The organism is Desulfosediminicola flagellatus (assembly GCF_005116655.2).
Lineage (GTDB): Bacteria > Desulfobacterota > Desulfobulbia > Desulfobulbales > Desulfocapsaceae > Desulfopila > Desulfopila flagellata.
Map to the genome: position 1 here is coordinate 418,514 of NZ_CP050698.1, position 23,987 is coordinate 442,500.

General features: G+C 42.5%; 18 protein-coding genes and 2 rRNA genes (1 of these 20 cut by a window edge). 9 read left to right on the top strand and 11 right to left on the bottom strand.

Going from position 1 to position 23,987, the window contains the following annotated elements:
- The 5 genes from FCL46_RS01715 to FCL46_RS01735 all read right to left on the bottom strand — a co-directional run bounded on the left by FCL46_RS01715 (window position 1) and on the right by FCL46_RS01735 (window position 5,103).
- Window positions 1–1,161 carry a glycosyltransferase family protein gene (locus tag FCL46_RS01715; RefSeq protein WP_136809684.1) on the bottom strand — a complete coding sequence of 387 codons (1,161 nt, stop codon included), beginning with the start codon at window positions 1,159–1,161 and terminating at the stop codon, window positions 1–3.
- 4 nt (window positions 1,162–1,165) lie between these two features.
- Entirely contained in the window at window positions 1,166–1,792 is a 627-nt protein-coding gene (locus tag FCL46_RS01720) for a histidine phosphatase family protein (protein WP_167506014.1), read from the bottom strand.
- A gap of 2 nt (window positions 1,793–1,794) precedes the next feature.
- Entirely contained in the window at window positions 1,795–3,072 is a 1,278-nt protein-coding gene (locus FCL46_RS01725) for a glycosyltransferase family 4 protein (protein ID WP_136809682.1), read from the bottom strand.
- A gap of 60 nt (window positions 3,073–3,132) precedes the next feature.
- Entirely contained in the window at window positions 3,133–4,335 is a 1,203-nt protein-coding gene (locus tag FCL46_RS01730) for a glycosyltransferase family protein (protein WP_136809681.1), read from the bottom strand.
- 234 nt (window positions 4,336–4,569) lie between these two features.
- Window positions 4,570–5,103, bottom strand: a complete 534-nt coding sequence (locus FCL46_RS01735) for a hypothetical protein (protein WP_136809680.1) — start codon at window positions 5,101–5,103, stop codon at window positions 4,570–4,572.
- Between the two features lie 613 nt (window positions 5,104–5,716).
- Here FCL46_RS01735 and FCL46_RS01740 point away from each other — a divergent pair.
- From FCL46_RS01740 to FCL46_RS01750, 3 genes are all read left to right on the top strand, one after another.
- Window positions 5,717–7,420 carry an FG-GAP repeat domain-containing protein gene (locus FCL46_RS01740; RefSeq protein WP_136809679.1) on the top strand — a complete coding sequence of 568 codons (1,704 nt, stop codon included), beginning with the start codon at window positions 5,717–5,719 and terminating at the stop codon, window positions 7,418–7,420.
- 275 nt (window positions 7,421–7,695) lie between these two features.
- Complete coding sequence (locus FCL46_RS01745; protein ID WP_136809678.1) at window positions 7,696–8,838, top strand: hypothetical protein; 1,143 nt, start codon at window positions 7,696–7,698, stop codon at window positions 8,836–8,838.
- 137 nt (window positions 8,839–8,975) lie between these two features.
- Window positions 8,976–10,382: an MFS transporter gene (locus FCL46_RS01750; RefSeq protein ID WP_136809677.1), complete on the top strand. Its 1,407-nt coding sequence runs from the start codon at window positions 8,976–8,978 to the stop codon at window positions 10,380–10,382.
- Here the strand turns inward: FCL46_RS01750 and FCL46_RS01755 are convergent.
- Complete coding sequence (locus tag FCL46_RS01755; protein WP_136809676.1) at window positions 10,362–12,212, bottom strand: response regulator; 1,851 nt, start codon at window positions 12,210–12,212, stop codon at window positions 10,362–10,364. The genes FCL46_RS01750 and FCL46_RS01755 overlap by 21 nt on opposite strands.
- A 231-nt stretch (window positions 12,213–12,443) precedes the next feature.
- On the opposite strand from FCL46_RS01755, the gene FCL46_RS01760 reads away from it, so the two are divergent.
- From FCL46_RS01760 to FCL46_RS01780, 5 genes are all read left to right on the top strand, one after another.
- A complete protein-coding gene (locus FCL46_RS01760; RefSeq protein ID WP_136809675.1) occupies window positions 12,444–14,411 on the top strand; it encodes a DNA repair helicase YoaA in 1,968 nt (655 codons plus the stop codon).
- A gap of 45 nt (window positions 14,412–14,456) precedes the next feature.
- Entirely contained in the window at window positions 14,457–15,455 is a 999-nt protein-coding gene (locus tag FCL46_RS01765) for a polyprenyl synthetase family protein (RefSeq protein ID WP_136809674.1), read from the top strand.
- A 316-nt stretch (window positions 15,456–15,771) separates the two neighbouring features.
- The gene (locus tag FCL46_RS01770) at window positions 15,772–16,743 is read left to right on the top strand and encodes a Gfo/Idh/MocA family protein (protein WP_136809673.1); all 972 of its coding nucleotides are present in this window, start codon (window positions 15,772–15,774) and stop codon (window positions 16,741–16,743) included.
- A gap of 99 nt (window positions 16,744–16,842) precedes the next feature.
- Entirely contained in the window at window positions 16,843–17,148 is a 306-nt protein-coding gene (locus tag FCL46_RS01775; RefSeq protein WP_136809672.1) for a PqqD family protein, read from the top strand.
- A complete protein-coding gene (locus FCL46_RS01780; RefSeq protein ID WP_136809671.1) occupies window positions 17,120–17,569 on the top strand; it encodes a lasso peptide biosynthesis B2 protein in 450 nt (149 codons plus the stop codon). Before FCL46_RS01775 ends, FCL46_RS01780 begins: the two co-directional genes overlap by 29 nt.
- Window positions 17,570–17,761: 192 nt before the next feature.
- Here FCL46_RS01780 and FCL46_RS01785 read toward each other — a convergent pair whose 3' ends face one another.
- From FCL46_RS01785 to FCL46_RS01795, 3 genes are all read right to left on the bottom strand, one after another.
- Entirely contained in the window at window positions 17,762–19,051 is a 1,290-nt protein-coding gene (locus tag FCL46_RS01785) for an IMP cyclohydrolase (protein ID WP_136809670.1), read from the bottom strand.
- A gap of 466 nt (window positions 19,052–19,517) precedes the next feature.
- On the bottom strand, window positions 19,518–20,534 hold the full coding sequence (locus FCL46_RS01790) for a bifunctional UDP-N-acetylglucosamine diphosphorylase/glucosamine-1-phosphate N-acetyltransferase GlmU (protein ID WP_136809669.1): 1,017 nt from the start codon (window positions 20,532–20,534) through the stop codon (window positions 19,518–19,520).
- 73 nt (window positions 20,535–20,607) lie between these two features.
- On the bottom strand, window positions 20,608–22,287 hold the full coding sequence (locus FCL46_RS01795) for an ABC transporter ATP-binding protein (RefSeq protein ID WP_167506013.1): 1,680 nt from the start codon (window positions 22,285–22,287) through the stop codon (window positions 20,608–20,610).
- 275 nt (window positions 22,288–22,562) lie between these two features.
- Between FCL46_RS01795 and FCL46_RS01800 the strand changes: the two genes are divergently transcribed.
- Entirely contained in the window at window positions 22,563–22,997 is a 435-nt protein-coding gene (locus tag FCL46_RS01800; RefSeq protein WP_136809667.1) for a TraR/DksA family transcriptional regulator, read from the top strand.
- A 480-nt stretch (window positions 22,998–23,477) separates the two neighbouring features.
- On the opposite strand, the gene rrf is transcribed toward FCL46_RS01800, so the two are convergent.
- Together rrf and FCL46_RS01810 are read right to left on the bottom strand one after the other, a co-directional pair.
- Window positions 23,478–23,594 (bottom strand): 5S ribosomal RNA (rrf, locus tag FCL46_RS01805).
- A 173-nt stretch (window positions 23,595–23,767) separates the two neighbouring features.
- Window positions 23,768–23,987, bottom strand: a 23S ribosomal RNA gene (locus tag FCL46_RS01810); it runs 2,698 nt beyond the window's last position.

The following is a 23,987-nucleotide window of genomic DNA, read 5'->3' on the forward strand; positions in this document are numbered from 1 at the left end:
CTAGTTGGAATTATGCCAGGCTTCTATCTGTATCCTGCTCTGAGTGGCACCCGAAATATTAACCGCTACGGATAGTCGCGGCATGTCCGAGAATGCAATGATTTCTGCTGCCAGTTTTGTAGGTATCAGGTCATCAAATGTAAGAATTCTTATATTTGCTTTCTTTTGCAATTTCGAGGCCCTGAAAGCCTGTTCTCTATTTTGAGCAAAAGGGTAAACAAGTGATGGTACGCCTGCCTGAACAATATTCATGCAGGTATTATAGCCTGCCATGGAAATAGAAAGATCTGCAGCCTGAAGCCACTCTGAAAAATTATTAGCAAAACGATTGAGAGTAACGCGTGAAGGCAGGATTTCTTGCAGGTGAAGGAACTCGTCATCTGGAAAATACGGACCTGTAAAAAGCTGCATGTGCAGATCTGTACGTTCAGAGAGTAGTCTGAAAGCATCAATTGATGCCCGTAATAGTTCTGTGCCAACATTACCGCCCCCAATACTGACAACAACGAGTTTATCTTCATATTCAAGATTGAGGGTTTGCCGGAGAGAATCTCGTGAATCGCTAGTGACCAGCGGGGTGACAAAGCCGGTATACGCTAAGGGGATTGCGATATCATCGTACCGATGAAACGTCTCATCTAATGTGATGATATTCTCATCAGAGTGGATAAGCAGACCGTCAAAGAGCGAATTAAGGATTGTGATTACCCTGTTCTCAAATTTGTCACGATCGTTGGGGCGCTCTACAAGAATGTCGCGCAAACTAACATAGCATTTGCAATGCGGCAGCGTGTGATTGCGTATAGCTTTAAGTACAGGATCTAGTTCAAATCGGAACGCTTTACGCCCAAAAGGGTAGAGTTCAACAACAAACGCATCCGGGCGCTGCTCACGAAAAAAATCCATAAGCATTGCAGTTCTTCTCTCTTTGACATCTTCAAGAGTTGCGCCAGCATCACATGGAGCAAGGTTAAGAAAATTGCTGTCCATCTGCAGGCCTGGAAGCTTGTATGTTTGAATAGGTTCAGGTGCAGGATCAACCTCAGGGCCACCGACAATGAGAGATACTTCATGGTTCTCAGCGAGTGCTTTGCAAATTTCTACGCTGCGGTGGTAATGACCGATCCCGAGAACGTGTTGGCAGTAATAGGCAATTTTCATATGATCAGAGATCTACAGAAATGTTGAGTTGTCCAAGGTGGTAGGTGTGATGTTGAAAAGTAATCTCATGCATGCAGTGTTTTTCAATAAGCTGTGGCTCATCATCCATGAAATTTCTACCGGCTATTGTGTAAAGCACGCATTTAATGACACCGAGATGACATGCAACCAGTACGTTTTGTTCAGGGTAATGTCGCCGACTATCGTGCAATGCCTCAAAAACTCGCTTTTGAGTGTCTCTTCTGCTTTCTCCACCTGGGGGGCAGAAATCCCAGCCCTTGTTGACCTGATTGGCGAGTTCATCACCAAAGTGCTCTCTTACCTCACTCACTTTCAAACCTTCCCATTGGCCCCAGTTTTGCTCGCGCAGTCGAGGATCTTCGGAAATAGGGAGGTTCAGGTGACTGTTAATTATCGATACTGTTTCTTTTACCCGGCCAAGGTCACTTGAGAGTATGCGTTGCCAGTTGCCTTCGCCCAGGAGGCCAGCCCATTTTTCAAGGCTTTCCCTGCCTTTTAGTGTGAGAGGCGAATCACCATGTCCCTGAACTCTTTTCTCACTATTCCAGACTGTTTCTCCGTGCCGGAGAAGTCCATAAGAGTATTTTGGGCTGGTGATTGAGGTGGTCATGGTTAATTTTCTAAGCGATTTATATGTGTTTCGGAATCGAAGACATCGGCTAGTCGTAATAACCATTTTCGATTGTCAAACTGTTCGGATACCCAGGATTTACCATTGGCAATAATCTCTTTTCTAAAGTCATTATCCTGGAGTATTTTTATGATTCCTTTGGCTAACTCTTCAGGGTTAGACGGGGGAACAGTTAATCCTGTTTTGCCATGTTGTAATATTTCGGGAATTGCTGATACAGTTGTCGAGATGGCAGGAACACCCATGGCAAGGCTTTCAACGAGTACATTCGGGATGCCATCGCGATCCCCATTTTTAGCAATCTCACAGCCTAAGACAAAAAGATCACTTTCCTTAAACTGGTTGAGCACTTCTTTGTGTGTCCGGGTTCCAAGCAGTGTGCATTCATCTTCAAGATCAAGTGACCTGATAAGCTTGAGAATATCTTCCCGATCATCACCGTCTCCAATCAACACATGTTTAATAGCAATGCCTTGTTGTTTAATGATTGAAAGAGCTTTGTATACGGTGGGGAGACCTTTCTTTTCGGTCATTCGGGCAACAGTAAACAGTTTATATGGTTGACTCGGAGTTGGTTTCTCTTCAGGATGGTTAAATAGCGCGAGATCGATACCATGATAGATACAGTGTATCGGAGTTGGTGATTCCTGCGCAATTTGTCGGAGGTATTCAACGTTGTGTCTGGTGCAGGTAACCACAAAATTGGCTGCATCTATTTTTTCTTTCAATTGGGCTGGGTTGGATGTGTAAATGTCCTTTGCGTGAGCAGTAAAACTATAAGGAAGCCCTGATAAAATGGAGCTAAACATCGTAACAGAAGTCGGTGAATGTGCGAAATGTCCATGCAGATGAGTGATGTCGGGCTCTTTTAAAAGTACCCGATTGGTCATGTATCCAGCTTGGAGGAGGTGCTTGAGTGTAGCAATTTTTCCGGTGCGCTTATATCTCTCTCCTGCAAGAGTAAGTGCTTTTAAATAGTTTACCGGTCTTTTTACAGCCAGGAAAATATTTGGAACAAGAAGCCTTGGTAGGTCAAGCAGCAGCTCTGTAGGAAGATAATCAACTTTTGCTGCAATCTTCTTAACAGAGTCATGCGAAAAGCTTTCCCGGGGATGGCGCATTGATATCAGGCGTATTGAAAATCCATGCTGTTCAAGCAGCAGAATCTCGTTTGATATAAATGTTTCAGAAATTCGGGGATAGCCTTTAAGAATATATGCAATTGTTGGTTGCAGTGTGCGGTGTTGTAAGTCGGGCATTGAATTATATGGGTTGTAAAGAGGGAGTGATTGCAAATATCGTAATGGTATATCTGGCTATTATAAAGATGTATTCTTTTTGAGTTGTTCAAGCTCAGCGCGCATTGTATCGAGGCCCGAAAGTGTGAAGTTACACATTGCGTTAATGTAGCGTTTTCGGTCACGCACAATGGAAAAAATCTTCTCTCGCAGGAGCTGAGAGGTAACTTCGGTCCATGGGATAAAGTCAAGCAGCCCGCGTTCCTTGAGGCATGTTGCCCGGATGAGCTGCTCACGGCGTGGAGTTTCGCGTGGAATGATAAGGGCCGGAGTTTTCTGAGTTAGTATTTCGCAGATCGTGTTGTAGCCACCCATTGAAATAACCAGATCTGCGGCGTTCATCAGATCCTCGAGTTTAGGGTGAAACGGCATGGTTTTAATTCCATGCCGTTTAGCACGCTGCTGTATTTCCTGGCGCTGAGCCTTTGGCATAAAAGGCCCTGTTATCATAACCGTTTTGAGTGGCAGGGAGGTTGGGTAGTAATCGTGCATCGCGAGATAGTGATCAAGCACTTCACAGCCATCACCACCACCACCGGTGGTTACAAGGATAAAAATATCATCTTCCAGTATTCTATACTGTTTTCGTATTCGATTTCTAGTGCTATCTGTGAGTTGTTTTCTGGGGATATACCCTGTAAACGTAACTTTGTCAGAAATGGTTTCGGGGATATTGTACTGCTCAATCGGATCATAAACATCCTGATTTCCGTAGACCCAGATCTGGTCATACAGTGTTTCAAGAGAGTGGTAAACACCCTTGTCCTGCCAATCTCGAACTATAACCTGAGATTCGTCCAATATATCACGCAGTCCAAGTATTGAAGTAGTGTTTGGACTTTCTTGTTTTAACCATTCAAGCGTTGGAAGAACTTCACGTTTTAAACCATGGGGTTCTTTATCAACAATAAACAGATCCGGCTTAAAGGTTTGTGCGGTAGCCAGAATGATATTTGTGCGAATGCTGAGTGCGTGTTCCTGCTCTATCCGAATTGAGAGGGATTGGTAATCGTCGTTGGTTTTCTTTATCATCCCGGGTATACGGACAAAATCGACCTGCTCAGGAAAAGGGAACCTGCCGACAATGGGGGAGCCTGTGAGAATAAGAACATTGGTATTTTCATCTCGCAGGTGATTTGCGATAGCCATAGAGCGGCGAATGTGCCCAAGACCGTAGGTGTCATGGGAGTACATGAGGATATTATATGTTGATGAGCCACTCATAGGAAACTAACCGGAATTAATTGAATAACATTTACTGCAATTAAGCAGAATTAAAGGAAGATATTTGTTGCAGTCGACTTTTATTCCACCAGCAGGATCTTGTCAAGCAGGGGAGGGTGACCGCGTGTATATATATGAGAAACCGTATGAAAAAGTATTCCCGGCTTGTTGCAAAAAAAAAGCCCCTTGCCCAAATGGGCGAGGGGCTGTTAGTAATCGTCAGTTGCAATGATTCTAAAAACTCATGGTGAGTTTGTTACTAATCATAATAATACTTTCTACATCACTATAGCTATTCCTCTCACTGAAGATATCTCCGGTTTCCATGTATCCAAAATGAATCTGATAGCTGAGGTTATCGAGAAAGTGATAGACAACACCAAGGTTTGCTTCCCAGCTGGAACTATTGCTGGATGTGCCGGGATCCCAGGACTTACCGGTTACACCAAGAACGCCTTGAACAGCAAGTTGAGGTAATGCATTGTATTCAGCGGCAATTGCAAAGCCCTGTGGGGATTGAGATTGGCCTATATCAGTAAGCGGTACTGACAATTGTGGCTGCTCATTGAGTATATCTGCTTTTGTACTTGTGATGAGTAATGGTTCGTAATTTTGCATACTATTATTCCCATTACTGCTATCACCAAGTAACGCACCCAGATTGTATGTGGTCACTTTGTAAACGCTATGCGTTTCAAGATCCGCAGCCAGTAATGGCGCGGTCTGAAATGTGAAAATGCATGTTATGAGAAGGAGTAATCTGTTCATTGTCTTGTGTGTCGGTTAGTCCTGCTGCTTGATACAGACTTTTGGACCTGGAAAGAATTTTGGTACAAAAAATTATACTTAAGTTCAATATTGGACTCTCCACGAGCAAATGTCAAGACCATTTTTAGTAAAAAGTTAAAAGAATTTGGCAAAACCGGTGCGCAATTCGTGTGAATTCTGAATATTAACGAAAGCCTGATCAATTGTGCAAGACTGCTACTCTGTCTTGCAGCACTATAGAAAGTGAGCTATAGGTACTATCCAGTTAGTTAGTTTCCATTCGAAAACGGTGCTTTCCATTTAACTCTTCGTTGCTTTTTAAATTTTATCCTCGCAATATCATATATATGATTGTGGTGAAATTTATGGTGCGCGTCGATTAGGATGAAAATCCTTCGCTTCGGGATGGATACTAGGAGCTTGTCCGAGAATAGCAATTTTCGCTCAGATCAAGGCAAACTCGCAAAATTACCGGAGGCATATAATCGATATTCCGAGGATAATTTTTCGAGTTTAACGAAGATATGGGTGGAAAGGCCATTGTCAGACAGCCTCCTAGGTAGCAGAATAGCGTTTCTGATCTTATGACAACGATGCACATACAGGAGATATTATGTTGCGCAGGTTTACAGCTGTAATTGTTTTTTGCATGATGATTGCCGGTGCTTTTTCAGTAAGTGCCGAAATGAGTAGTGGCGCTTCACGAATAATGGTGCTGCCTTTTGATGGTACATCCAGTGGGAATTTCTCTTATTTGACTGACAGCATTAGAGCAATGATTTCCAGTCGACTTGGCTCAAAGGAAGGAATCGAAATTGTCGATTATAGTGTGAATGCAGAAGCGATTAATCTGCTTTTACAAGGTGGCAATCTTCCTGAGGATGAAACGTTTTTCAAAAAATTTAATACCGACTATGTTGTTACCGGTGCTCTCTATGCTTTACAGACAGGGCTCAAAATTCAAGTGTCTCTGCGTGGTAGTTCTTTAGTTGATGTTGAAGGTAAATTCAGTGCTTTGGCAGTAAATGAATCTGAAATATTGCAATCTGTTGAAGGCTTGGTGCAGGACATAACAGCAAAAGGTCTCGGAGTAAAAACGTCAGATATAGTTGCTGTTACCGGGGGAACCGACGCGAGTAAGAGTGTATCGGGGTTTTCCACTGAGCACCCTGAGAAGATCTTCAAAAAAGGTGTTTATGGTGGTTCGATAGTGGCAGAGGGTGGAGCTGCAGTACAAGCACTTGGTGTTCGACGTAGTTCCCCAATTCCTACAATGATGGTGGCTATGGCGACAGGTGATGTCGATAGTGACGGATCGCTGGAGATAATTGCTGCTTCAAGAACATCTATTGAGATCTTCCAGTTCGACGATACCCGGTTTCGAAAACTTGCAGAACATAAAATAGGTGTTCAATATAAAATTAATGCAGTGAGCATCGCAGATTTGAACAATGATGGTTTGATGGAGATCGTTATCAGTGGTAACGAAGGTGAAAAAGCTATCTCAGCTATATATAATTATAGAAGTTCTGCCGGACTTAGTCAGATTGCAAAGGTAAACGGCTGGTATCTGAGACCAGTAACCAAGCCAGGTGAAGGTTTGATGCTTGCTGGTCAAAAAGGCAGCAAGAGTGGTGTTGATGGATATGTTCGCGGTAGCGTAGCGAAAATGGCATTTGATTCTGATTTTAAAAATATCAGGGAAGATAAGAAGCTCGGGTTACCAAAAAACATACGATTGTTTGATTTTATATGGGCCGACCTTGCAGGCGATGGCACTGTTGAACTTGTTGCAATAGACAACCGTGAAAAATTGCTGGTTTATGACAGTAGCAATAGCCTTATTTGGGTGAGTGAAGATGATTTTGGCGGTAGCCGTAATTTTTTTGGCCCGACAAAAAGCAGTGTGAAATCTAATCGCGACCTTAGTGGGGGGACAACGGAGGCAGACTTTGATCGTGTAACCACATTTATTCCTACACGATTGATTGCTGTTGATCTTGATGGCGATAATGCTCAGGAAATTATTATTGGCAGAAATGCACGCCAGTGGTCCAAATGGATCTCTGAAACACGGGAATATGATGGTGGTTCTATTGCGTGCCTCAGTTGGAAGGATGATGTGATGCAGGAGATGTGGCACACTAATAAGATTAATGGCTATATCGCAGATTACAGCCTCAATCAAGCTGGTGATAGAAACGATAGTATTCAGCTATACGTAGCCCAAATACCAGATAAAGTACTGTTCGGGTTGGTCTTTAATGAAGAAAGCAAATTGCTTCGGTATGAGTTAGGGGTCGAGGGAGTAAAATAATTGAAACTGCGGGTTCATGGGATAAGCATTTTGCAAAAATGTAGCTGTATTTTTCATCTGTATACACGATGTTGAGGTAGAAGTATAAAAAATTAAACCAAAGTAAAAAATCCTTGACATCGAATGGCTGTGAGTATAAAAGAACTGTATGAATTTTAAATGAGTAAACACTACTCAAACGTTTTTATTGCTTCACTAGGGATTGGAGCCTTGGTAACGAAGTAATTAAAAGCCCCCGAAAGGGGAAACTTACTTAAAGTCTTAAGGAGAAAGAGATGAAAAAAGTACTCGTAGCAGCTGCAGGACTTATGCTCGCAGGCACCATGGTTTCTACCGCTATGGCAGATGTAACTTTCAGTGGCGATGCTCGTGTTCGTTATTACAACCAGTCTGATTACAACGCATTCGATTCTAAAGCACAAGTTGAAGCTGATGGCTATGTTGCAAAAGACAGCAATGATTTTTTCAACGAGCGTGTACGTCTTCAGTGGAAAGCTACCACTAAGGGTGGTGCTTACGCAGTAGGTCGTTTCCGTCTTGCTGATACCACCTTGAATGGAACTACAAATACACGAGCTGGTGGTGAAAAAAGCAACCTGTACATCGACAAAGCATACATCGGTGTTCCTATGGGTCCTGTTACATTTGAAGGTGGTCTTTCATACCGTTCTGTTACTCCATTCTTCTACTATGACAATGCTGCAGATTTCGTTCAGGTGAAGTATGCTGCTGATAACACCAATCTTGTTGCATTCTATGATATCCTCGAAGAAGAAGATATATCTGTAACTGGTAATGATAGCGACCGTTTTGGTGCTGTACTGAATCAGAAGTTCGGTGGTGGTTGGGCTATGACCGCTGGCGCTATGTACGTAAGTGACGATGCTGACGAGGGTAATGAAGGTTTCATGGGAACCATCAATGTTTCTGGTGATGTAGGTGTAGGCCTTGAAGCTGAGATTTCTTTCATTGAATCAGACCTTGCAGGTGGAACCGATGATGCAATGGGTGGTTTCATTGCGGCTAGCATGCCACTCGGCGCTGCAAGCCTTACCGCTACTGCTGGTTTTGCTAACGACGGTTTTGTTGTTGATGACGATTTCGCATCTGGCTTTGTTATTTACGGTGACGCTTCCCAGATCGGTGGTAACGCAATTGGTGCTGATGGCGACACTAGTTTCTTCTCTCTCGCAGCTTCATTCAAAGCTTCTGAGAAGCTGACCCTCGGCGCCTCTGTTGGTTACGCTGACACTGATAATCTTGATGGTATTTTTGATATCGGCGCAACTGCAGCATACGCAGTTACCGATGGTGCTACCCTGAAAGCTATTGCAGGTTACGCAGATGTTGACACACCAGGTGATACTAACGCCGACAATCCTTTCGGTTTCGGTCTTTCTCTGGAGATTGCTTACTAATTTTGGTTTAACCAAATTTAGTATTACATCTTGAAAAGGTGGATTCCCTTAAGTGGGAATCCACCTTTTTTTATTTGTTCTAATGATGAAACGCAGGTCTTTCTGGAATTCTATCTATATTAGATTTATAAGAAAGTATGGAGAACGAAGAACAGCAAAATCGTTGGGTCTATTTTTTTCTGGTTGCAAGTGGCGTTTTGCTGTCAACAATGGACAGCAGTATGGTCAACGTTGCTTTACCAGAGATTACACGTCATTTTGCAGTGAGTCTTTATGAGGTGAAGTTTGTAGTACTTAGTTACCTTCTTATAATTACCTGCACCCTTGTCTTTTGGGGACGTTTCGCCGATCAACATGGAAAAGGCAAAATCTATTTGATTGGGATGATCGTTTTTATGTTTGGGGCTGCCCTTTGCTCTCTGGCTATTGGTTTCTATTTACTCGTTGTTGCCAGATGTATTCAAGCGCTTGGGGCTTCAATGATGATGTCTTCCGGCCCTGCGATTTTACGTCAGACATGCCCTAAAGAGCATTTAGGAAAAACCTTAGGCCTTTTAGGGATTGCAACCTCATTCGGATTGATGAGTGGGCCATTGGTAAGTGGCCTGATTCTTGAGTATTATTCATGGCGAGGGGTATTCCTGATTTCTTTGCCTATTGGTTTAGCGGTGTGTGTAATAGGTCGAAGCTACCTGGTGACAATTGGACAAGAAACCTCCCGCAATAATTCAAAAAAAAACGACCTGCCTGGCGGTATACTTTGGGTTCTTCTGGTTGCTGTCTATGTTGCTCTAATAAACTGGAAGTCTACATCAGCTGTCAGTCTGGCTTTAATAGTTTCTGCTTTTATGATTCTCCTTGGGCTTTTCGTGAAAGTCGAGATGAAATCGAGTGATCCTATTCTGCCGATTTTTCTAGTACGAAAACGCTTTTACTGGATCGGAGTTGCAACAGCAGCTATGTCGTTTGCATCTCTCTTTATCCCCTTAATATTAATACCTTTCTATCTCGATTATATTCTACTATATCCTGCCAGCAAGGTAGGCATGGTCATGATGAGTCTACCCGTTAGCCTTGTCGTGATTTCACCATTTTCAGGCTGGCTATATGATCGTTTTGGCAATGCGCGAATAATCTCCACTATCGGCCTATTAGTAAGTCTGACAGCGATTATATTTTTGATGCAATTGGAGGCTGGTTCCAGTGCAGTCTCGATTTGTTTATCACTTACACTGCTTGGTGCTGGTCAATCCATTTTTCTTTCCCCGAACAGTGCATCAATTCTCAAAAAGGTAGAAGATAGATATGCAGGGATCACATCGGGAATTCTGGCAACAGCCAGAAATTTTGGGATGCTAACTGGGGCAGGTCTGGCAGGATCGTGTTTTTCTGTGATGTTTTACAGATACTCTAACGGGTATACTCTCCAGCAGTATTCTATTGAATTGCAAGAAGCATTTATACATGCACAAAAAGATACACTTATCATTGCAATGACACTTCTTGTTGTTGCCTGCTGCATATCAGGTCTCAGGAACGAGTAAACTCTTTGGCAGTCGTAATTTAGCCACCATCCCGCCGTCAGAATTATGATCAAGTGAAAATGATGCTCCGTGCATGGCTGAAATTTTCTCCACAATGGTAAGCCCCATTCCAGTTCCATAGGTTTTGGTAGTAAAAAACGGGTCAGTCACGTGATGGAGATTTGATTCTGTGATTCCTGCACCGCTATCAGTGACACTTACAACAATTGATTCCCCTTCTTCCCTACTCGTAACAGTCAGGATTCCCCCGCCTACCATTGCTTCAATTGCATTTTTAACGAGATGCATGAATACCTGGCGTAATTTTGTACCATCTACCATTAGCATCGGACTCTCTCCTTCCAAGTTTAAAGCGTAAGTTATATTAGAATTCTTCATGGTAGCATAAAAAATCATGACGCTTCGGCGAATCAGTGGAAAAAGTGAGTGGGGGGCGAGGTTTAACTCTCTGTCTTCAACAAAATTGAAAAGGTCTTCAAGTGTGGATTCTATTTTCGCGGCTTCCCTGGTGATAATATCCAAAAAACTCGAGATATATTCGTCATCCGTTTTCTTGGCAAGTAATCGTGCAGTCCCGCCAATTGAAGTAATCGGATTTCTTATCACGTGAACCAGTTGAGCAGACATATGACCGACTGCCGAGTAACGTTCTGAAGCAACAAGCAGATCTTTACTTCTGTTGAGCTCTTGAGTGACCATCTCGAGTTCATGAATTTTTACACGCATGTCCTCATAGAGATGGCTGTGTTCTATGGCAAGGCTCGCCTGACTGGCAAATATTTCAAGCGCCTGAATGTCATCTGGGGTAATGGTTTTTCGAGTTACGAAATTATCAACAACTATAACTCCCAGGGATTTGCTAGGCGAAAAAAGTGGCACTATGACAAAAGAGTCATGACCCAGAGTGTTGATGAGCTCCTCAGGAACATCATAATCGTCAGCAAAGCCGTTAAGCACAGAGATACTCTGCCGTTTTCTGCCAGCTGCAATAAGAACATGGTTTGAATTTGAAATGGGGATTTGTAACTGTTTTGCAATTTGTGTTACCGCTGCATCACCTTCAGATTGAGTTGTTTGGAAATTATTTATGATGTCCTGAAGATGCAGGTCATTCTGCTTAATTGAGGACCATACTCTATTGGCATCTGCCAGTGATGCAGGACCTATTGCAAGGCGACCCTCTAACATCTGCGTTTTTGTGTTATATAGAGCGAGAAAAGCACGGTTAAACTTAAGCCCCTCTTCTGAAGTGATTCCTACGAGTATTGCCTGGAGGATTCCTTTTAGTTCGACAGTTCCGAGATAGACTGTATTCATCTTCAGGTTAAGGCCATGGAGAAACTTCGTCCTGTAATTGGTTGCTTCGAGTTCCTTTTGAAAGATTCTGTTATCAAGGGCAAGGCGGCGCTTTTTTAAGGTAGATAAGACTATATGATTAAATTGAGCAATGCTTACAGGTTTTGCAAGATAGTCATCTGCCCCCTGTCTCAGGCAATCTAAAGCAAGAGAAAGATCAGTAGAGCCTGTAACCATAATGATACCAAGATCAGGGTACAGGGGCACAATCTCTTTTAAGATTTCGGTCCCATCCTTGTCAGGCAAGCCGATGTCTAGAAGTACAAGGGCGATGCGGCTTGTTTCGAGAAGAGTATAAAGTTCAGCAGCACTGCCGGCCTGCAAGACTGTTAATCCCTGTTTATCGAGGTAATGATTGAGAAGCAGAACAACTTCTGGAGAATCATCCACAATTACTACCGCCTCACCCTTGTCCAGCAACTGGGATGCGGTTAAAGATGGTTGTGAGTCAGATGCGCTGAGAAGTTCGACCATAAGCCTGCCTGAGTTGCTATGCGGGACCTGGTAGGGTAGCAGAAGGTTTTATTTCATGAATTATGTCATTTCTTATACGCAAAAACAGCACCTTTATCTTTGTCGACGACAAAATAGCATGAAATTCGTGTACTCGTGTACGCATTTCTATTGTATACTCACTACACATTTTTTGAAATATCTTCCTTAGAGAAATATTTTCCCGGCTTTCCTCTTAACTATCATTAGACAATGTCAGAGTTTTTTTCCCCAGAAGGGCCCCTGTCCAGGTATCTTGACAATTACGAGCCTCGCGAAGGCCAAAAAGAGATGTCTGAAGCGGTTACCCGTTTGATATCAGGAGAGGAAGTTGAGAGTGTTACTGATCTGGCAAAGGTGTTGGTTGTTGAGGCGGAAACCGGAATTGGTAAAACGCTGGCCTATCTTATACCAGCTATTCTTTCAGGCAAGCGGATCGTTGTTTCAACAGCAACGCTTAACCTCCAGGATCAGATTATGAACAAGGAGATTCCGCTCATTGAAAAAGTGCTTGGTAAAAATGTCCCTGTTATCTGTATAAAAGGTCGGCAAAATTATCTCTGTTTATATAGATGGTATCAATATCGTTCGTCTGCGCAACTCTCCTTAACAGATGATTCTGATCTTCAACGCATCGAGGCGTGGCTGAATTCAACCGAAGAAGGCGATAAGGCTGAACTGGATTGGTTACCTGAGAGATCCTCTTTATGGTCGAAAATTTCAGCACATTCAAATCAGTGTCTTGGAGGAGAATGTCCTGATGCCGCTCATTGTTTTGTAAATAGAATACGCAAAAATGCTGGAAATGCATCGTTGCTTGTAGTGAACCATCACCTGTTTTTCTCTGATCTTGCTCTACGCCAGTCTGGTTTTGGGGAGGTGCTTCCGCGTTACGAAGGTGTGATTTTCGACGAAGCCCATCATATAGAAAACGTAGCGACATCCTTTTTCGGTAAAAGCTTTAGCCAGTATCAACTCATTGATCTGGTATCAGATATTGAAAGACAGGCCGATACTGATCTGGATCCAGTAAAAGCCAAAAAAATATGTGGTTCTGCGCGAGGCGTAAAAAAACGTACAGAAGAATTCGCTTCACTTTTTCCGGCGCAGAGGGGAAGATTTCACCTCAATGCTTTTATCAAATCGATTTCTCCCAGTGCCTGGCAGGCCGAGATAGATCTACTTTCAAGTGGGATTGAAAGGCTGGTGGAAGAACTCGCCCAATATAGACAATACGGTGAAGGTTGGTTGACACTCGAAAAGCGGGCAGAGGAACTGTGTAAGAATTTGATCGACATCTCCATACCAGCTGATGCCACAGATAGCGATGGCTTTGTCTATTGGTATGAACGACGTGAGCGCTCAGTTTCTCTATCATCGACTCCGGTTAAAGTTGCAGATCATCTTCAAAAGGCATTATATGGAAATGTTGATTGGTGCATAATGACCTCTGCAACATTATCTACAGCTGGAGATTTCTCGTATTTGCAGGATCGACTCGGGTTGCCAGCAGGTATTGAGTATATTCGACTTGCATCACCTTTTGATCATAAGCATCGAACGCTTTTGTATGTTCCAGAGGTGAGCTTTCCTGAACCAGCATCACATGATTATCAACTCCAGGCTTGTGTTCGAGCATGTGAGCTATTAAAGCTCAGTAATGGTCGGGGACTAGTGTTATGTACCAGCTTTCGTGGTATGGAGAATATGGCACAGTACCTTGAAGAACATTTAGATTATCCTATTCTGGTGCAGGGACGAGGCTCGCGAAGTGCTCTGTTGCAATCGTTTAGGGAAATTGAAAATTCTGTTCTTGTCGCTGTTGCAAGTTTTTGGGAAGGCGTTGATGTTCAGGGCGAAGCACTCAGCTGTGTTATTATCGATAAGCTACCTTTTGAAGTTCCTACAGACCCTGTTATTCAGGCAAGATCTCAGGCTGTAACGGCAAATGGGGGAAATGCTTTTTTCGATTTTCAGGTACCTCGAGCTATACTAACTTTACGGCAGGGAGTAGGGCGGTTAATGCGGTCAGCAACCGATAGAGGCGTTATTGCGATTCTCGATGTCCGTCTGTTTACAAAAGGGTATGGACGACATTTTAGAAACAGTTTACCGCCATCTCCTGTAGTGAGGACGTTTCAGCCGATTGCTGAATTTTACAACGTAGATAATATCGTATAAATCCTTGTAGTAATACGAAAGATATAAAAACAAGAAAAACACATCATGAATGATACCGAAATGCTCTTAGAGGCCATCAAGACAGAATCACAAAAGATTGATGAGGCGATGCGGCGTGATATTGAGAGTTTAAAACCTCATGTTGATCCTCTGTTAGTTGAAGTGTTGGAGTACGGCCTGTTTAATGGTGGCAAGCGTGTTAGACCACTTCTAACCGTACTTTCAGCCAGAATGTGCGGCTATGAAGGGGATGACGCGTATGAACTCGCCAAAGCATTCGAATATCTTCATGCTGCAACGCTGTTTCATGATGATGTAATTGATAACGCTCAAACACGAAGAGGGCGACCTGCTGTTAATAGACAGTTTGGTCTTGTCTCTGCAATTCTGGCGGGTGATTTCCTTCATGCACGATCCATGGAAATTGTTGGTCGCATGGTTGGCGAGAAAGGCTTAAGCATATTCTGTGACGCAACATCAGGCATGGTTGATGGTGAGTTTATGCAGCTGAGAAATGCTGTTCAGCTGAATTTGTCTGAGCATGATTATTACAATGCTATAATGGGCAAGACCGGGTTGCTAATAGCTGCATCGTGTGAAGTGGGTGCAATATTTGGTGGTGGCAATGATACACAGCAAAATGCATTGCGTGAATATGGCGTAGGATTGGGCTGTGCCTTCCAAATGGTTGATGATCTGCTTGATTTTACTGGGGATGAACAAAAAACGGGCAAGCCTGTTGGTAATGATCTGGCAGAAGGTAAAATGACCTTGCCGGTAATCATCACTCTGAACCGTGCAAGTGAAGAAGAAAAAACGTGGTTGCATACTGTTCTTGAGGACCAAGACCATCGCTGTAATGAATTGCAGGCAGTAAAATCGCTTATTGAGAGTTGCGATGGATTTGTTGAAACTCGAAGTCAGGCAATAAAATCAGTAACTCAGGCAATCGAGCAGTTACACGTTTTTTCAAGTCAGGATGCTCTGAAAGATAAAGCTCTTTTAACCTCACTTGCCGGGTACGTTCTTAGTAGAGAAAAATAACCCAGTCAGGAGTCAGAATCGAACAACTCGCGACTACGACGGATAAAAACGAAGGAAGTATGCAACGTAAAGCGCCTGATAAAAAAGTATCCAAAAAGAAGCCAACTAGAAAAAGGGCTCCGCAAAAGAAGAAGTTGGTTTCTTTAAAGAGCCTATCTGTGTTTATCGTTTTGATAGCGTTTCTGCTTTTTACTGTTAGCGTTGTTGGATATGTAATTTTCTTCCGAACTGTAATTACCCAAGATCTTCAGAAGCATTACCAAAATGACATACTGGTTGTGCAGATAAATTCTAAGGGGTGTGAGGTGAATACCTGATGAGTACAGATAAAAATATTCGAGTAGGTATAATCGGCACTGGCACTCATGGCAGCAGATATGCAAATCATATAGTCAATGATATTCAAGGCCTAACTCTCTCAGGAATAAGCCGTCGTTCATCTGAGGGCATTGCTCAGGCCCAAAAATGGAATACCAAATACTTTGCAGATTGGAAGGATCTCGTAAGTAATCCTGAGATTGATGCCATTATTGCCGTAACTCCTCCAGTATTAAATCTAGAAGTCGCAAAACACTGTGCTGCTGCCTCAAAGCCTCTGCTCATTGAAAAACCTTTAGCAAGAAATGGAAAAGAAGCCGCAGAGATCGTAAAGATCATGAACGATAGCAACTGCAAGCTTACTGTTGGGCAGACGCTACGCTATAACCCTGTTATTAAAGCTTTAAAAGAGCAGCTCCCTTCAATGGGGAAACTGCATTCCTTTGCAATCAATCAGCGTCTAGAACCGTCAAGCCTTGCCTGGCATGATGATATCGAACAAGCTGGATCTGGTGTCATTATCCATACCGCTGTTCATATCTTTGATGCCTTAAGAGTTATAACTGGTTTACGAATAGTAAGGGTTATGGCTGCGGCACGCTGCATTCACTCCAAACATCTTGCAGACCTCTTCACAATTCTGGCCGAATTAGAAGATGGGACATTAGGAACTATCGATGTGAGTAAAGTAGGGCAAGCTCGAAGTGGCAGATATGAGTTTGTTTGTAAAGAAGGTCAATTGCACGCCGATCAAATTCACTCGTTTACAAAACGTATCAAGAATAATTTGCTTTCAAGTGTGGAAAAAATTAAACAGAAACCGACCATCTCACATCTATTAACTGATTGGCAATCATATTTAAATGATGCTGTAGAAAATCCTGTAGTGGGTAATGATGGTTTCTATACATTACAAGTATGTGACGCGTGTGTGAAATCTTCGCAGGATAATAAATGGGTGAATGTCTAGTTCGCAATTCAGGTTGAATAAATTTGCTCTTAACTTACTTCTATTATAGAAAATATATTGTAATTTAGCGTATGATATAGGTGAAGGTAATTGCTTAATATGATTGATAATTCAATAAACGCACAAGATGTTTATAACTTTTTATTCCTGAAATCAAGAGAAAAGTTATCTACAGAACTTGATGGTGAAACAGTTATTTTAGATATTAATTCAGGGATGTACAGTGGTCTTGACCCTGTTGGTACTACAATCTGGAATTTATTAGAGAAAGAAGTAACCTTTAGTCAGATAGTTGAAGAGATTCTGGATAACTATGATGTTTCAGAAGAACAGTGTATAAACGATTTAATCGACTTTTTAAACGACTTAGAGAAAAATGGGCTCATTGTTGTTCAGGGCAAGTAAAATAGGTAAGTTTTTCGACTTAAACAGCAACGAAAAGCAGATATTTTTGCAGGCCTTCTGGTTACTGCTCTACTATCGTCTCAGCCTTAAACTATGCAGTTTGAAGTTCGTTTTAGATGGGATGGAACAGACCAGCAGTAAACAGACTACACATGATCATTCGTCAGGTGCCCTCCACCGTATTTGTCAACTAGTAGAAAGTGCAGCAACGCTTGTTCCTTACACAACATGCCTGTCAAAGGCTCTGGCAGGAAGAGAAATTTGTATGCAAAATGGTTTTGATGTAACACTTCGTGTTGGTGTGGCCAAAGAGGATTCTGCTGTTGTTGCTCATGCTTGGTTGACGCATTCTCATGCAATTGTCTTGTGCAATCTTCCTGATATCGATAAATACCAAGAGTTACCGGCAAATCAACTGTGATCCTTAATAGATGTTAGAGGGGGGGGGGAGTTGAAAGGGAACTCTTTTGTCTGCATTATCTTTGGTAGAACAAAAAGATGGTACTGAAAAAGTAGCCATTTTTATTTGACCACGTCAATGCCGATTAAAATTTCTAATCCAGACGGAAAGACTATGCTGAACACGGTATCCGTCTGAATTAGATTAATAATTTTAATGTTTAAAAGATCGCTGACCTGTAAACATCATTGCAACTTTAGGGTCGGCTTCATTGCATGCTTCTATGGTTTCAAAATCTCGCATTGAACCACCTGCTTGTAGGATAGAGGTTATTCCCTGTTTAATTCCTACATCCGCACCATCTCTAAAAGGAAAGAAGGCGTCAGAAATCATAGTGCAGCCAGGCAGACCTGCTCTATCTGCTTTCACCTGTGCATCAATTGCTTCTTTTTCCTCAGCTTTTCGATCACCTTTGCTTATTGCTAACGCTAGATCAGCATAAGGAATTCCAAGTTTATCGAAACAAAGAATATCCGCATATTTTATATACGCTTTGTTTACTGCAATTTCTGCAACACCCACACGGTCTTGTTCACCTGTTCCAACACCAACAGTACAGCCATTCTTAACATAGAGAACGGAGTTAGAGGTTACGCCATGCTCAATGGCCCAGCCAAAGATCATATCATCAATTTCCTGCTTTGTTGGTTGGCGGTTACAGGTGTATTCTTTACCTTTCCAGGTAGCCACTGCAGGTTTTAAATCAGCAATAGAACGAATTGAGTTTACAGCAGATTGCTGAGCAATGATTCCGCCATCGATAAGACTTTTGAAATCAACAAATCTGAATTTTTCAAACTCAGCGAGACGGTCAATACGATCCATCTTAATAATACGGAGGTTTTTGGCTTTTTTCAGGATATCAAGTGTACCGTCTTCAAATTCCGGAGCGCAAACCACTTCTAAATAGTTTTTGGCAAGAAGTTCGGCTGTGTCAATGTCACAAGCACGACTCATTACAACAGCGCCACCAAAAGCTGCAATCCTGTCTGCCCTGTTAGCACGATTAAAGGCATCGGCAAGGGTTTCGCCATAAGCAGCACCACATGGGTTGTTATGCTTAAGAATAACTGCAGCAGGGCGGTCAACGAGGTATTTGATAATGTTCAGGCCATTGTCTATATCGGTAAGATTAATTTTACCTGGGTGCTTGCCTACCTGAAGCATATCTTTTACATCTATAGCTGATACGAGACCATTACCCGGTTCGATATATTTGCAATCACCAAGAGTCAGGTTGCCGTTGACTAATTCGTAGAGTGCGGCTTCCTGATCGGGATTCTCCCCATATCTGATTCCCCGTTCGTCAACAGAACCATCTTCTTTGCTGATTTTCCAAGTTCGTTTTTTATAAATGAGTTTTTGATCGCCAAAGGTGATGGTCATGTCCATCGGGAATTGGTCACCAAGAATGGTACTATACATTTTCTTTAAGTCGCTCATAGTATGCTCCGTTGAATGAGGGTCTGTGTCAAACGATTATATCGCAAAAACCTGTACTCAGTAAGATGATATTTCACCTGGTGTAACGATGTCTCAATAATTGGCCACTACCAGTTGATAAGAGGAAATCTGCGTACTGATGGTTTTGTTGTTGATATACTAAAAATAAAAGAATCAAGTGAGTTACAGCTCTTGTGATTAAAAACGTAATCGCTATGGGCTGTGAATCTGCTGCATATCCATAATTGAGTCGGTGCTTGAGGGATAAGATACGTTGTCTAAACGAAGAGGTAGTAAAAAATATCCACTCAAAGATATCACTTAAGTAGAAATCGAGATGAAACTAGCGTACTGAAATAAAACAATATTCGTAAAAGAAAACAGCGAAGATTAATCATCCAACATATATTTTCGCTATTTGCCTATTCCGACTATAGATTATATTCCAATAACCAAAAAGTCCAGATTAGTGAGAGGTGCTATGCGGCTTTAAGACGGTACCGTCAGTAACAGTGCAGTCACGAAGTACAGAGTATGGACCAATCTCAACATTGTTGCCTATTGTACAGTCAGTAAGAATGACGCCCGGTCGTAGAACACACTGCGCCCCAACTGTGCAAGTGCCCTCTAAATGAACCCCGTTCATAAGCAGACTATCTTTCCCTATAGAGGATTGTGATGAAATACATACACTCTCAGGGGATTGAATAGTCACACCTTGAAGCATAATCTCCCTATTTTTACGCATATGCAGTTCAGCATGGGCTTGGGCGAGTTCAATTCTCGAATTTACGCCGAGCACATCTTGTGCATACGGTGTGACGTATTTTTCAACGACTAAACCGGAACTGACTGCCATACTGACTATATCTGTCAAGTAAACCTCACCCTGGCTATTGTCGGTGCCGACTTCCTTAAGTGCGTTAAAGAGAAACGTTCGGTTTACGCAGTATATACCTGCATTTATCTCTGTTATTGCTAATTGCTCTGATGTTGCATCTTTTTGCTCAACAATACCTTGCAGACGATTGTCACTATCTGAAAGTATTCTGCCATAATTCGTTGGATCGTTAAGTAAAGTTGTCATTACCGTGAGTGTTGCATCATTTTCAGTATGCTTTTCAAACATCTCACGAAGAGTTGCTGGGCGTATTAGCGGTGTGTCGCCGCATAAAATCATAACGGTGTCTGAATCATCAGGTACAGCGTGCTCAGCAACGAGGACTGCATGCCCAGTACCTAATTGTTCTTCCTGTGTTACAGGGACAAAGTCATATTTGGCTATGGAATCGATAACAGCTTCACGTTGATGCCCTACAATTGTAATAGTCCGGCCAGGCTCCAATGGTGCAATGGCATTCAACACATGGTGGAGCATAGGAGCTGAATATACTTCGTGGAGAACTTTTGCTTTATCTGATTTCATTCTGGTGCCTTTGCCGGCAGCAAGAACAATAACTGAGAGCTTGGAATTTACGGTCATGGGGTATCCTGTTACTAGAGACAAGAGAAAAATAAAGATAGATAATCGGTTACTTATACGAAAACATAAATAATTATGCAATACCAGACATGGAATCAATTACAAATGATCCGTTTTCCAGTCGTAGAATTCTGTCGGCAAGCGACAGACTGGCAGGGCGGTGAGTGATAAGAATTACAGTTCTGCTGTTGAGTAGTTTTCTATTATTTTCGATGAACTGGATTTCACCTTGTGGGTCAAACATAGCAGTGGCTTCGTCGAGTATAAGTATTGCAGGGTCACTGATTAATGCGCGTGCCAAAGATAGTCTCTGCTTTTGCCCACCTGAAAGTTTTATTCCATGGTCCCCGATGATGGTATCAAATCCTGCAGGAAGGTTGGAAATAAATTCCAAAGCGTGTGCAGCTTGCGCTGCTTGAACAATATCCTCGTCAGTTGCGTCAGGTTTACCAAAACGAATGTTTTCTATAACCGTTGTGTTTTGGAGGAGAACATGTTGTTCCACAAGCCCGATCTGTTTTCTTAGACTGGTAAGTGAAACATCCTCAATATCAAATCCATCGATTCGAATATTGCCATTTGAAGGGTGAGAAAATCTCATAATGAGAGTTGCTAAGGTGGATTTTCCTGCCCCGTTTTCACCAGTAATGGCTAATGTCTCTCCTGGCTGAATGGTTAACGAGAGATTTTCAAGGATATCCTTTCTACCAGGATACGAGAAGCTAATGTTAGAGATTTCAATTCTGCCTGAAATTGCCGGTAGTTCAATACCTTTGTCGACCTGTTCGGTTTCGTAATCAAATACTTCAAGCAAACGGTCGGCTGAACTGGCAGTGCGTTGAATTTGGCCGTAGGTGTCAGCAAGTCTGCTTATTGGTTGGGTCAGCAGCATACCATAAAGCATGACACTTACAATATCACCCGTAGAGAGGTAGCCACTCGAGATATCATCTCCAATAAGTAAAAGTATTAAGAGAACTATACCGGTTGCAACAAGTTTAACGATAGGTGCGAGCCTTGCCTGGTGGTTGAGATACTTATAGGAAAGCTCGTAAAGGCGTTCATTACTACCGTTAAATCGAGAACTCTCAAGGCCTTCGCGAGTGAATATTTTTATAGTAGACAACGATGAGAGATTTTCTTCAGCTATTGAAAATGTAGCAGCGTACTGATCCATCAATTGTCGTGTTATCGGGCGAACCCGACGCCCTAATAACTTAATGAGAATATAGAACAGTGGGATCAGGATAACAACAAGAGCGGCAATTAACGGATTATATATACCTATACAAATTACAGCACCGAATGCAGTGAGAATGTGCGGCACAATACCAATGAGAGTACCTGTAACAAAACTGCTGATGACAGCAGAATCATTAGTGATAAGCGCAAGAGTCTCACCATGTTTTCTGTTGTGATGAAAACATAACGGAAGTCCTTGTAGATGATTATAAAGATGAGTTCGTAATTGTACCAGCATACGTTCAGCGGTCGAACCTGAGATCAAGCGGCTTATATAGGATAGCAGGCATTGAATAGAGATGACAAAGAAGAGTATCAATATCATCTGCTTATACGAAAGGGATAAAAACGTTGTCTCTGAAAGAATCGATTTCGTTAACTGGCCGGCAATCCAAGGAGTAAGGAGAGCGATACCGTTTTCGGCAAGCATAAGCACTGCGAGAAGAATGAGGATATTTCTCGGAGGGGTAATATGCTTTAAAAGGGGTGAATAGCGGGAGAATAAGGTCATAGAACAATAAGGTAAGAAAAAACTCATAAGACAACTATATATTGGTGCGGAACTGTAGCACGGATGAGAATGTTTTGCCACGATGATTGCCCGGCTCTTTAGTAGATGCCAGGAAGGGTAGGGAGCGACTTCGTTGTAATAAAAAATTGATCCTCGGTTAATGTAATTCTAAATCAGTCGTGGTTCTATACAGTACCAAGGTGTGACTGTGGCAGCCAAATCATCTCAATAGGTTCATCATTCTTCAGTGATTTATAACATGTAGAGGAGCGAACATGAGCAGTTATGAGAGGGGAGATTATTTTCCAGACGAAAAAGAAGAATACATGTCTGAGAGACAACTTAACTATTTCAAGCAGCAATTAAATAACTGGCGTTCTGAATTAGAAATAGCTCGCGATAGTTTTACAAAAGCTTTGAAAGAAACGCCAATGCGTAAGCCGGACCCTGTTGACCAAAGTGCGTCGAATTCTGATATGGCTCGTGATCTTGAGACGAGAAATCGTCAACAACACCTTATTAGACAAATTGATTTTGCTTTAGGTCTCATCGAAGAGGGCGAGTACGGCTATTGCGAGATATCCGGAGAGGAAATAGGCTTAAAGCGGCTAATGGCTCGTCCTATTGCTACCCGATGCATAGAGGTGCAGGAAAGGCTTGAGAGAATGTCAGCCGGACCAGGAAAACACGCTGTTGCATGCATGGTATAGAAAGATATAACAGACTAAACGAAGAGACGCGTGTTTTAACACAACAAAAAAGCCCGATTGAAATTAATCAATCGGGCTTTCTATATAGAAAATCGGCGGTGACCTACTCTCCCACACAGTTGCCCATGCAGTACCATCGGCGCTGAGGAGCTGGTCCTGTAGTGTTCACGGATTGAGATGACTTGCTCGTCAAGGAGCTGTGAGATGAGCTGTACTCTTGTACGCTTATCTCGCAGGCGACGATGGGGAGTAAGTCATATCGATTCGAACGTAGTGGTGAACAGTTCAGGAAACTTCCGTGTTCGTAATGGGAACGGGTGGAGCCTCTTCGCTATGACCGCCGAAAATGAATAGCAGTAGGTCTGGGAAAACAAAACGTTAGCTGTATCGTACTGATAGTATGAAGCTTTATAAATGAATATGTTGATACAAACACAAAAAGCCCGATTGAAATTAATCAATCGGGCTTTCTATATATAAAATCGGCGGTGACCTACTCTCCCACACAGTTGCCCATGCAGTACCATCGGCGCTGAAGAGCTTAACTTCCGTGTTCGGAATGGGAACGGGTGGAGCCTCTTCGCTATGACCGCCGAAAAACTTTGTGTTTTTCAGCTATATATAAATCCTTTCCGGTAGGTGCTGTGCACCCCCTTCGGGGATAAGCTTCTCTAGTACAAAATGCCTGTAAAGACAAGTCATTTTGAAAGAGTCGCTAAATTCTCGATAATCGAATAGTAGAGTAATCAGTAGTTGTTAATCAAAAAAATGTGGATAAGCCGCACGGCTTATTAGTATCGGTAAGCTCCACGTATTGCTACGCTTCCACACCCGACCTATCAACGTTGTAGTCTACAACGAGCCTTCAGATGACTAGTGTCATGGGAAATCTCATCTTAGAGTGGGCTTCCCGCTTAGATGCTTTCAGCGGTTATCCCTTCCGAACTTAGCTACCCAGCAATGCCCTTGGCAGAACAACTGGAACACCAT

What these genes read in the sequence shown, in the direction of transcription:
- FCL46_RS01715 (WP_136809684.1), bottom strand. Translation starts at nt 1,161, where the DNA reads ATGAAAATTGCCTATTACTGCCAACACGTTCTCGGGATCGGTCATTAC.
- FCL46_RS01720 (WP_167506014.1), bottom strand. Translation starts at nt 1,792, where the DNA reads ATGACCACCTCAATCACCAGCCCAAAATACTCTTATGGACTTCTCCGG.
- FCL46_RS01725 (WP_136809682.1), bottom strand. Translation starts at nt 3,072, where the DNA reads ATGCCCGACTTACAACACCGCACACTGCAACCAACAATTGCATATATT.
- FCL46_RS01730 (WP_136809681.1), bottom strand. Translation starts at nt 4,335, where the DNA reads ATGAGTGGCTCATCAACATATAATATCCTCATGTACTCCCATGACACC.
- FCL46_RS01735 (WP_136809680.1), bottom strand. Translation starts at nt 5,103, where the DNA reads ATGAACAGATTACTCCTTCTCATAACATGCATTTTCACATTTCAGACC.
- FCL46_RS01740 (WP_136809679.1), top strand. Translation starts at nt 5,717, where the DNA reads ATGTTGCGCAGGTTTACAGCTGTAATTGTTTTTTGCATGATGATTGCC.
- FCL46_RS01745 (WP_136809678.1), top strand. Translation starts at nt 7,696, where the DNA reads ATGAAAAAAGTACTCGTAGCAGCTGCAGGACTTATGCTCGCAGGCACC.
- FCL46_RS01750 (WP_136809677.1), top strand. Translation starts at nt 8,976, where the DNA reads ATGGAGAACGAAGAACAGCAAAATCGTTGGGTCTATTTTTTTCTGGTT.
- FCL46_RS01755 (WP_136809676.1), bottom strand. Translation starts at nt 12,212, where the DNA reads ATGGTCGAACTTCTCAGCGCATCTGACTCACAACCATCTTTAACCGCA.
- FCL46_RS01760 (WP_136809675.1), top strand. Translation starts at nt 12,444, where the DNA reads ATGTCAGAGTTTTTTTCCCCAGAAGGGCCCCTGTCCAGGTATCTTGAC.
- FCL46_RS01765 (WP_136809674.1), top strand. Translation starts at nt 14,457, where the DNA reads ATGAATGATACCGAAATGCTCTTAGAGGCCATCAAGACAGAATCACAA.
- FCL46_RS01770 (WP_136809673.1), top strand. Translation starts at nt 15,772, where the DNA reads ATGAGTACAGATAAAAATATTCGAGTAGGTATAATCGGCACTGGCACT.
- FCL46_RS01775 (WP_136809672.1), top strand. Translation starts at nt 16,843, where the DNA reads ATGATTGATAATTCAATAAACGCACAAGATGTTTATAACTTTTTATTC.
- FCL46_RS01780 (WP_136809671.1), top strand. Translation starts at nt 17,120, where the DNA reads ATGGGCTCATTGTTGTTCAGGGCAAGTAAAATAGGTAAGTTTTTCGAC.
- FCL46_RS01785 (WP_136809670.1), bottom strand. Translation starts at nt 19,051, where the DNA reads ATGAGCGACTTAAAGAAAATGTATAGTACCATTCTTGGTGACCAATTC.
- FCL46_RS01790 (WP_136809669.1), bottom strand. Translation starts at nt 20,534, where the DNA reads ATGACCGTAAATTCCAAGCTCTCAGTTATTGTTCTTGCTGCCGGCAAA.
- FCL46_RS01795 (WP_167506013.1), bottom strand. Translation starts at nt 22,287, where the DNA reads ATGACCTTATTCTCCCGCTATTCACCCCTTTTAAAGCATATTACCCCT.
- FCL46_RS01800 (WP_136809667.1), top strand. Translation starts at nt 22,563, where the DNA reads ATGAGCAGTTATGAGAGGGGAGATTATTTTCCAGACGAAAAAGAAGAA.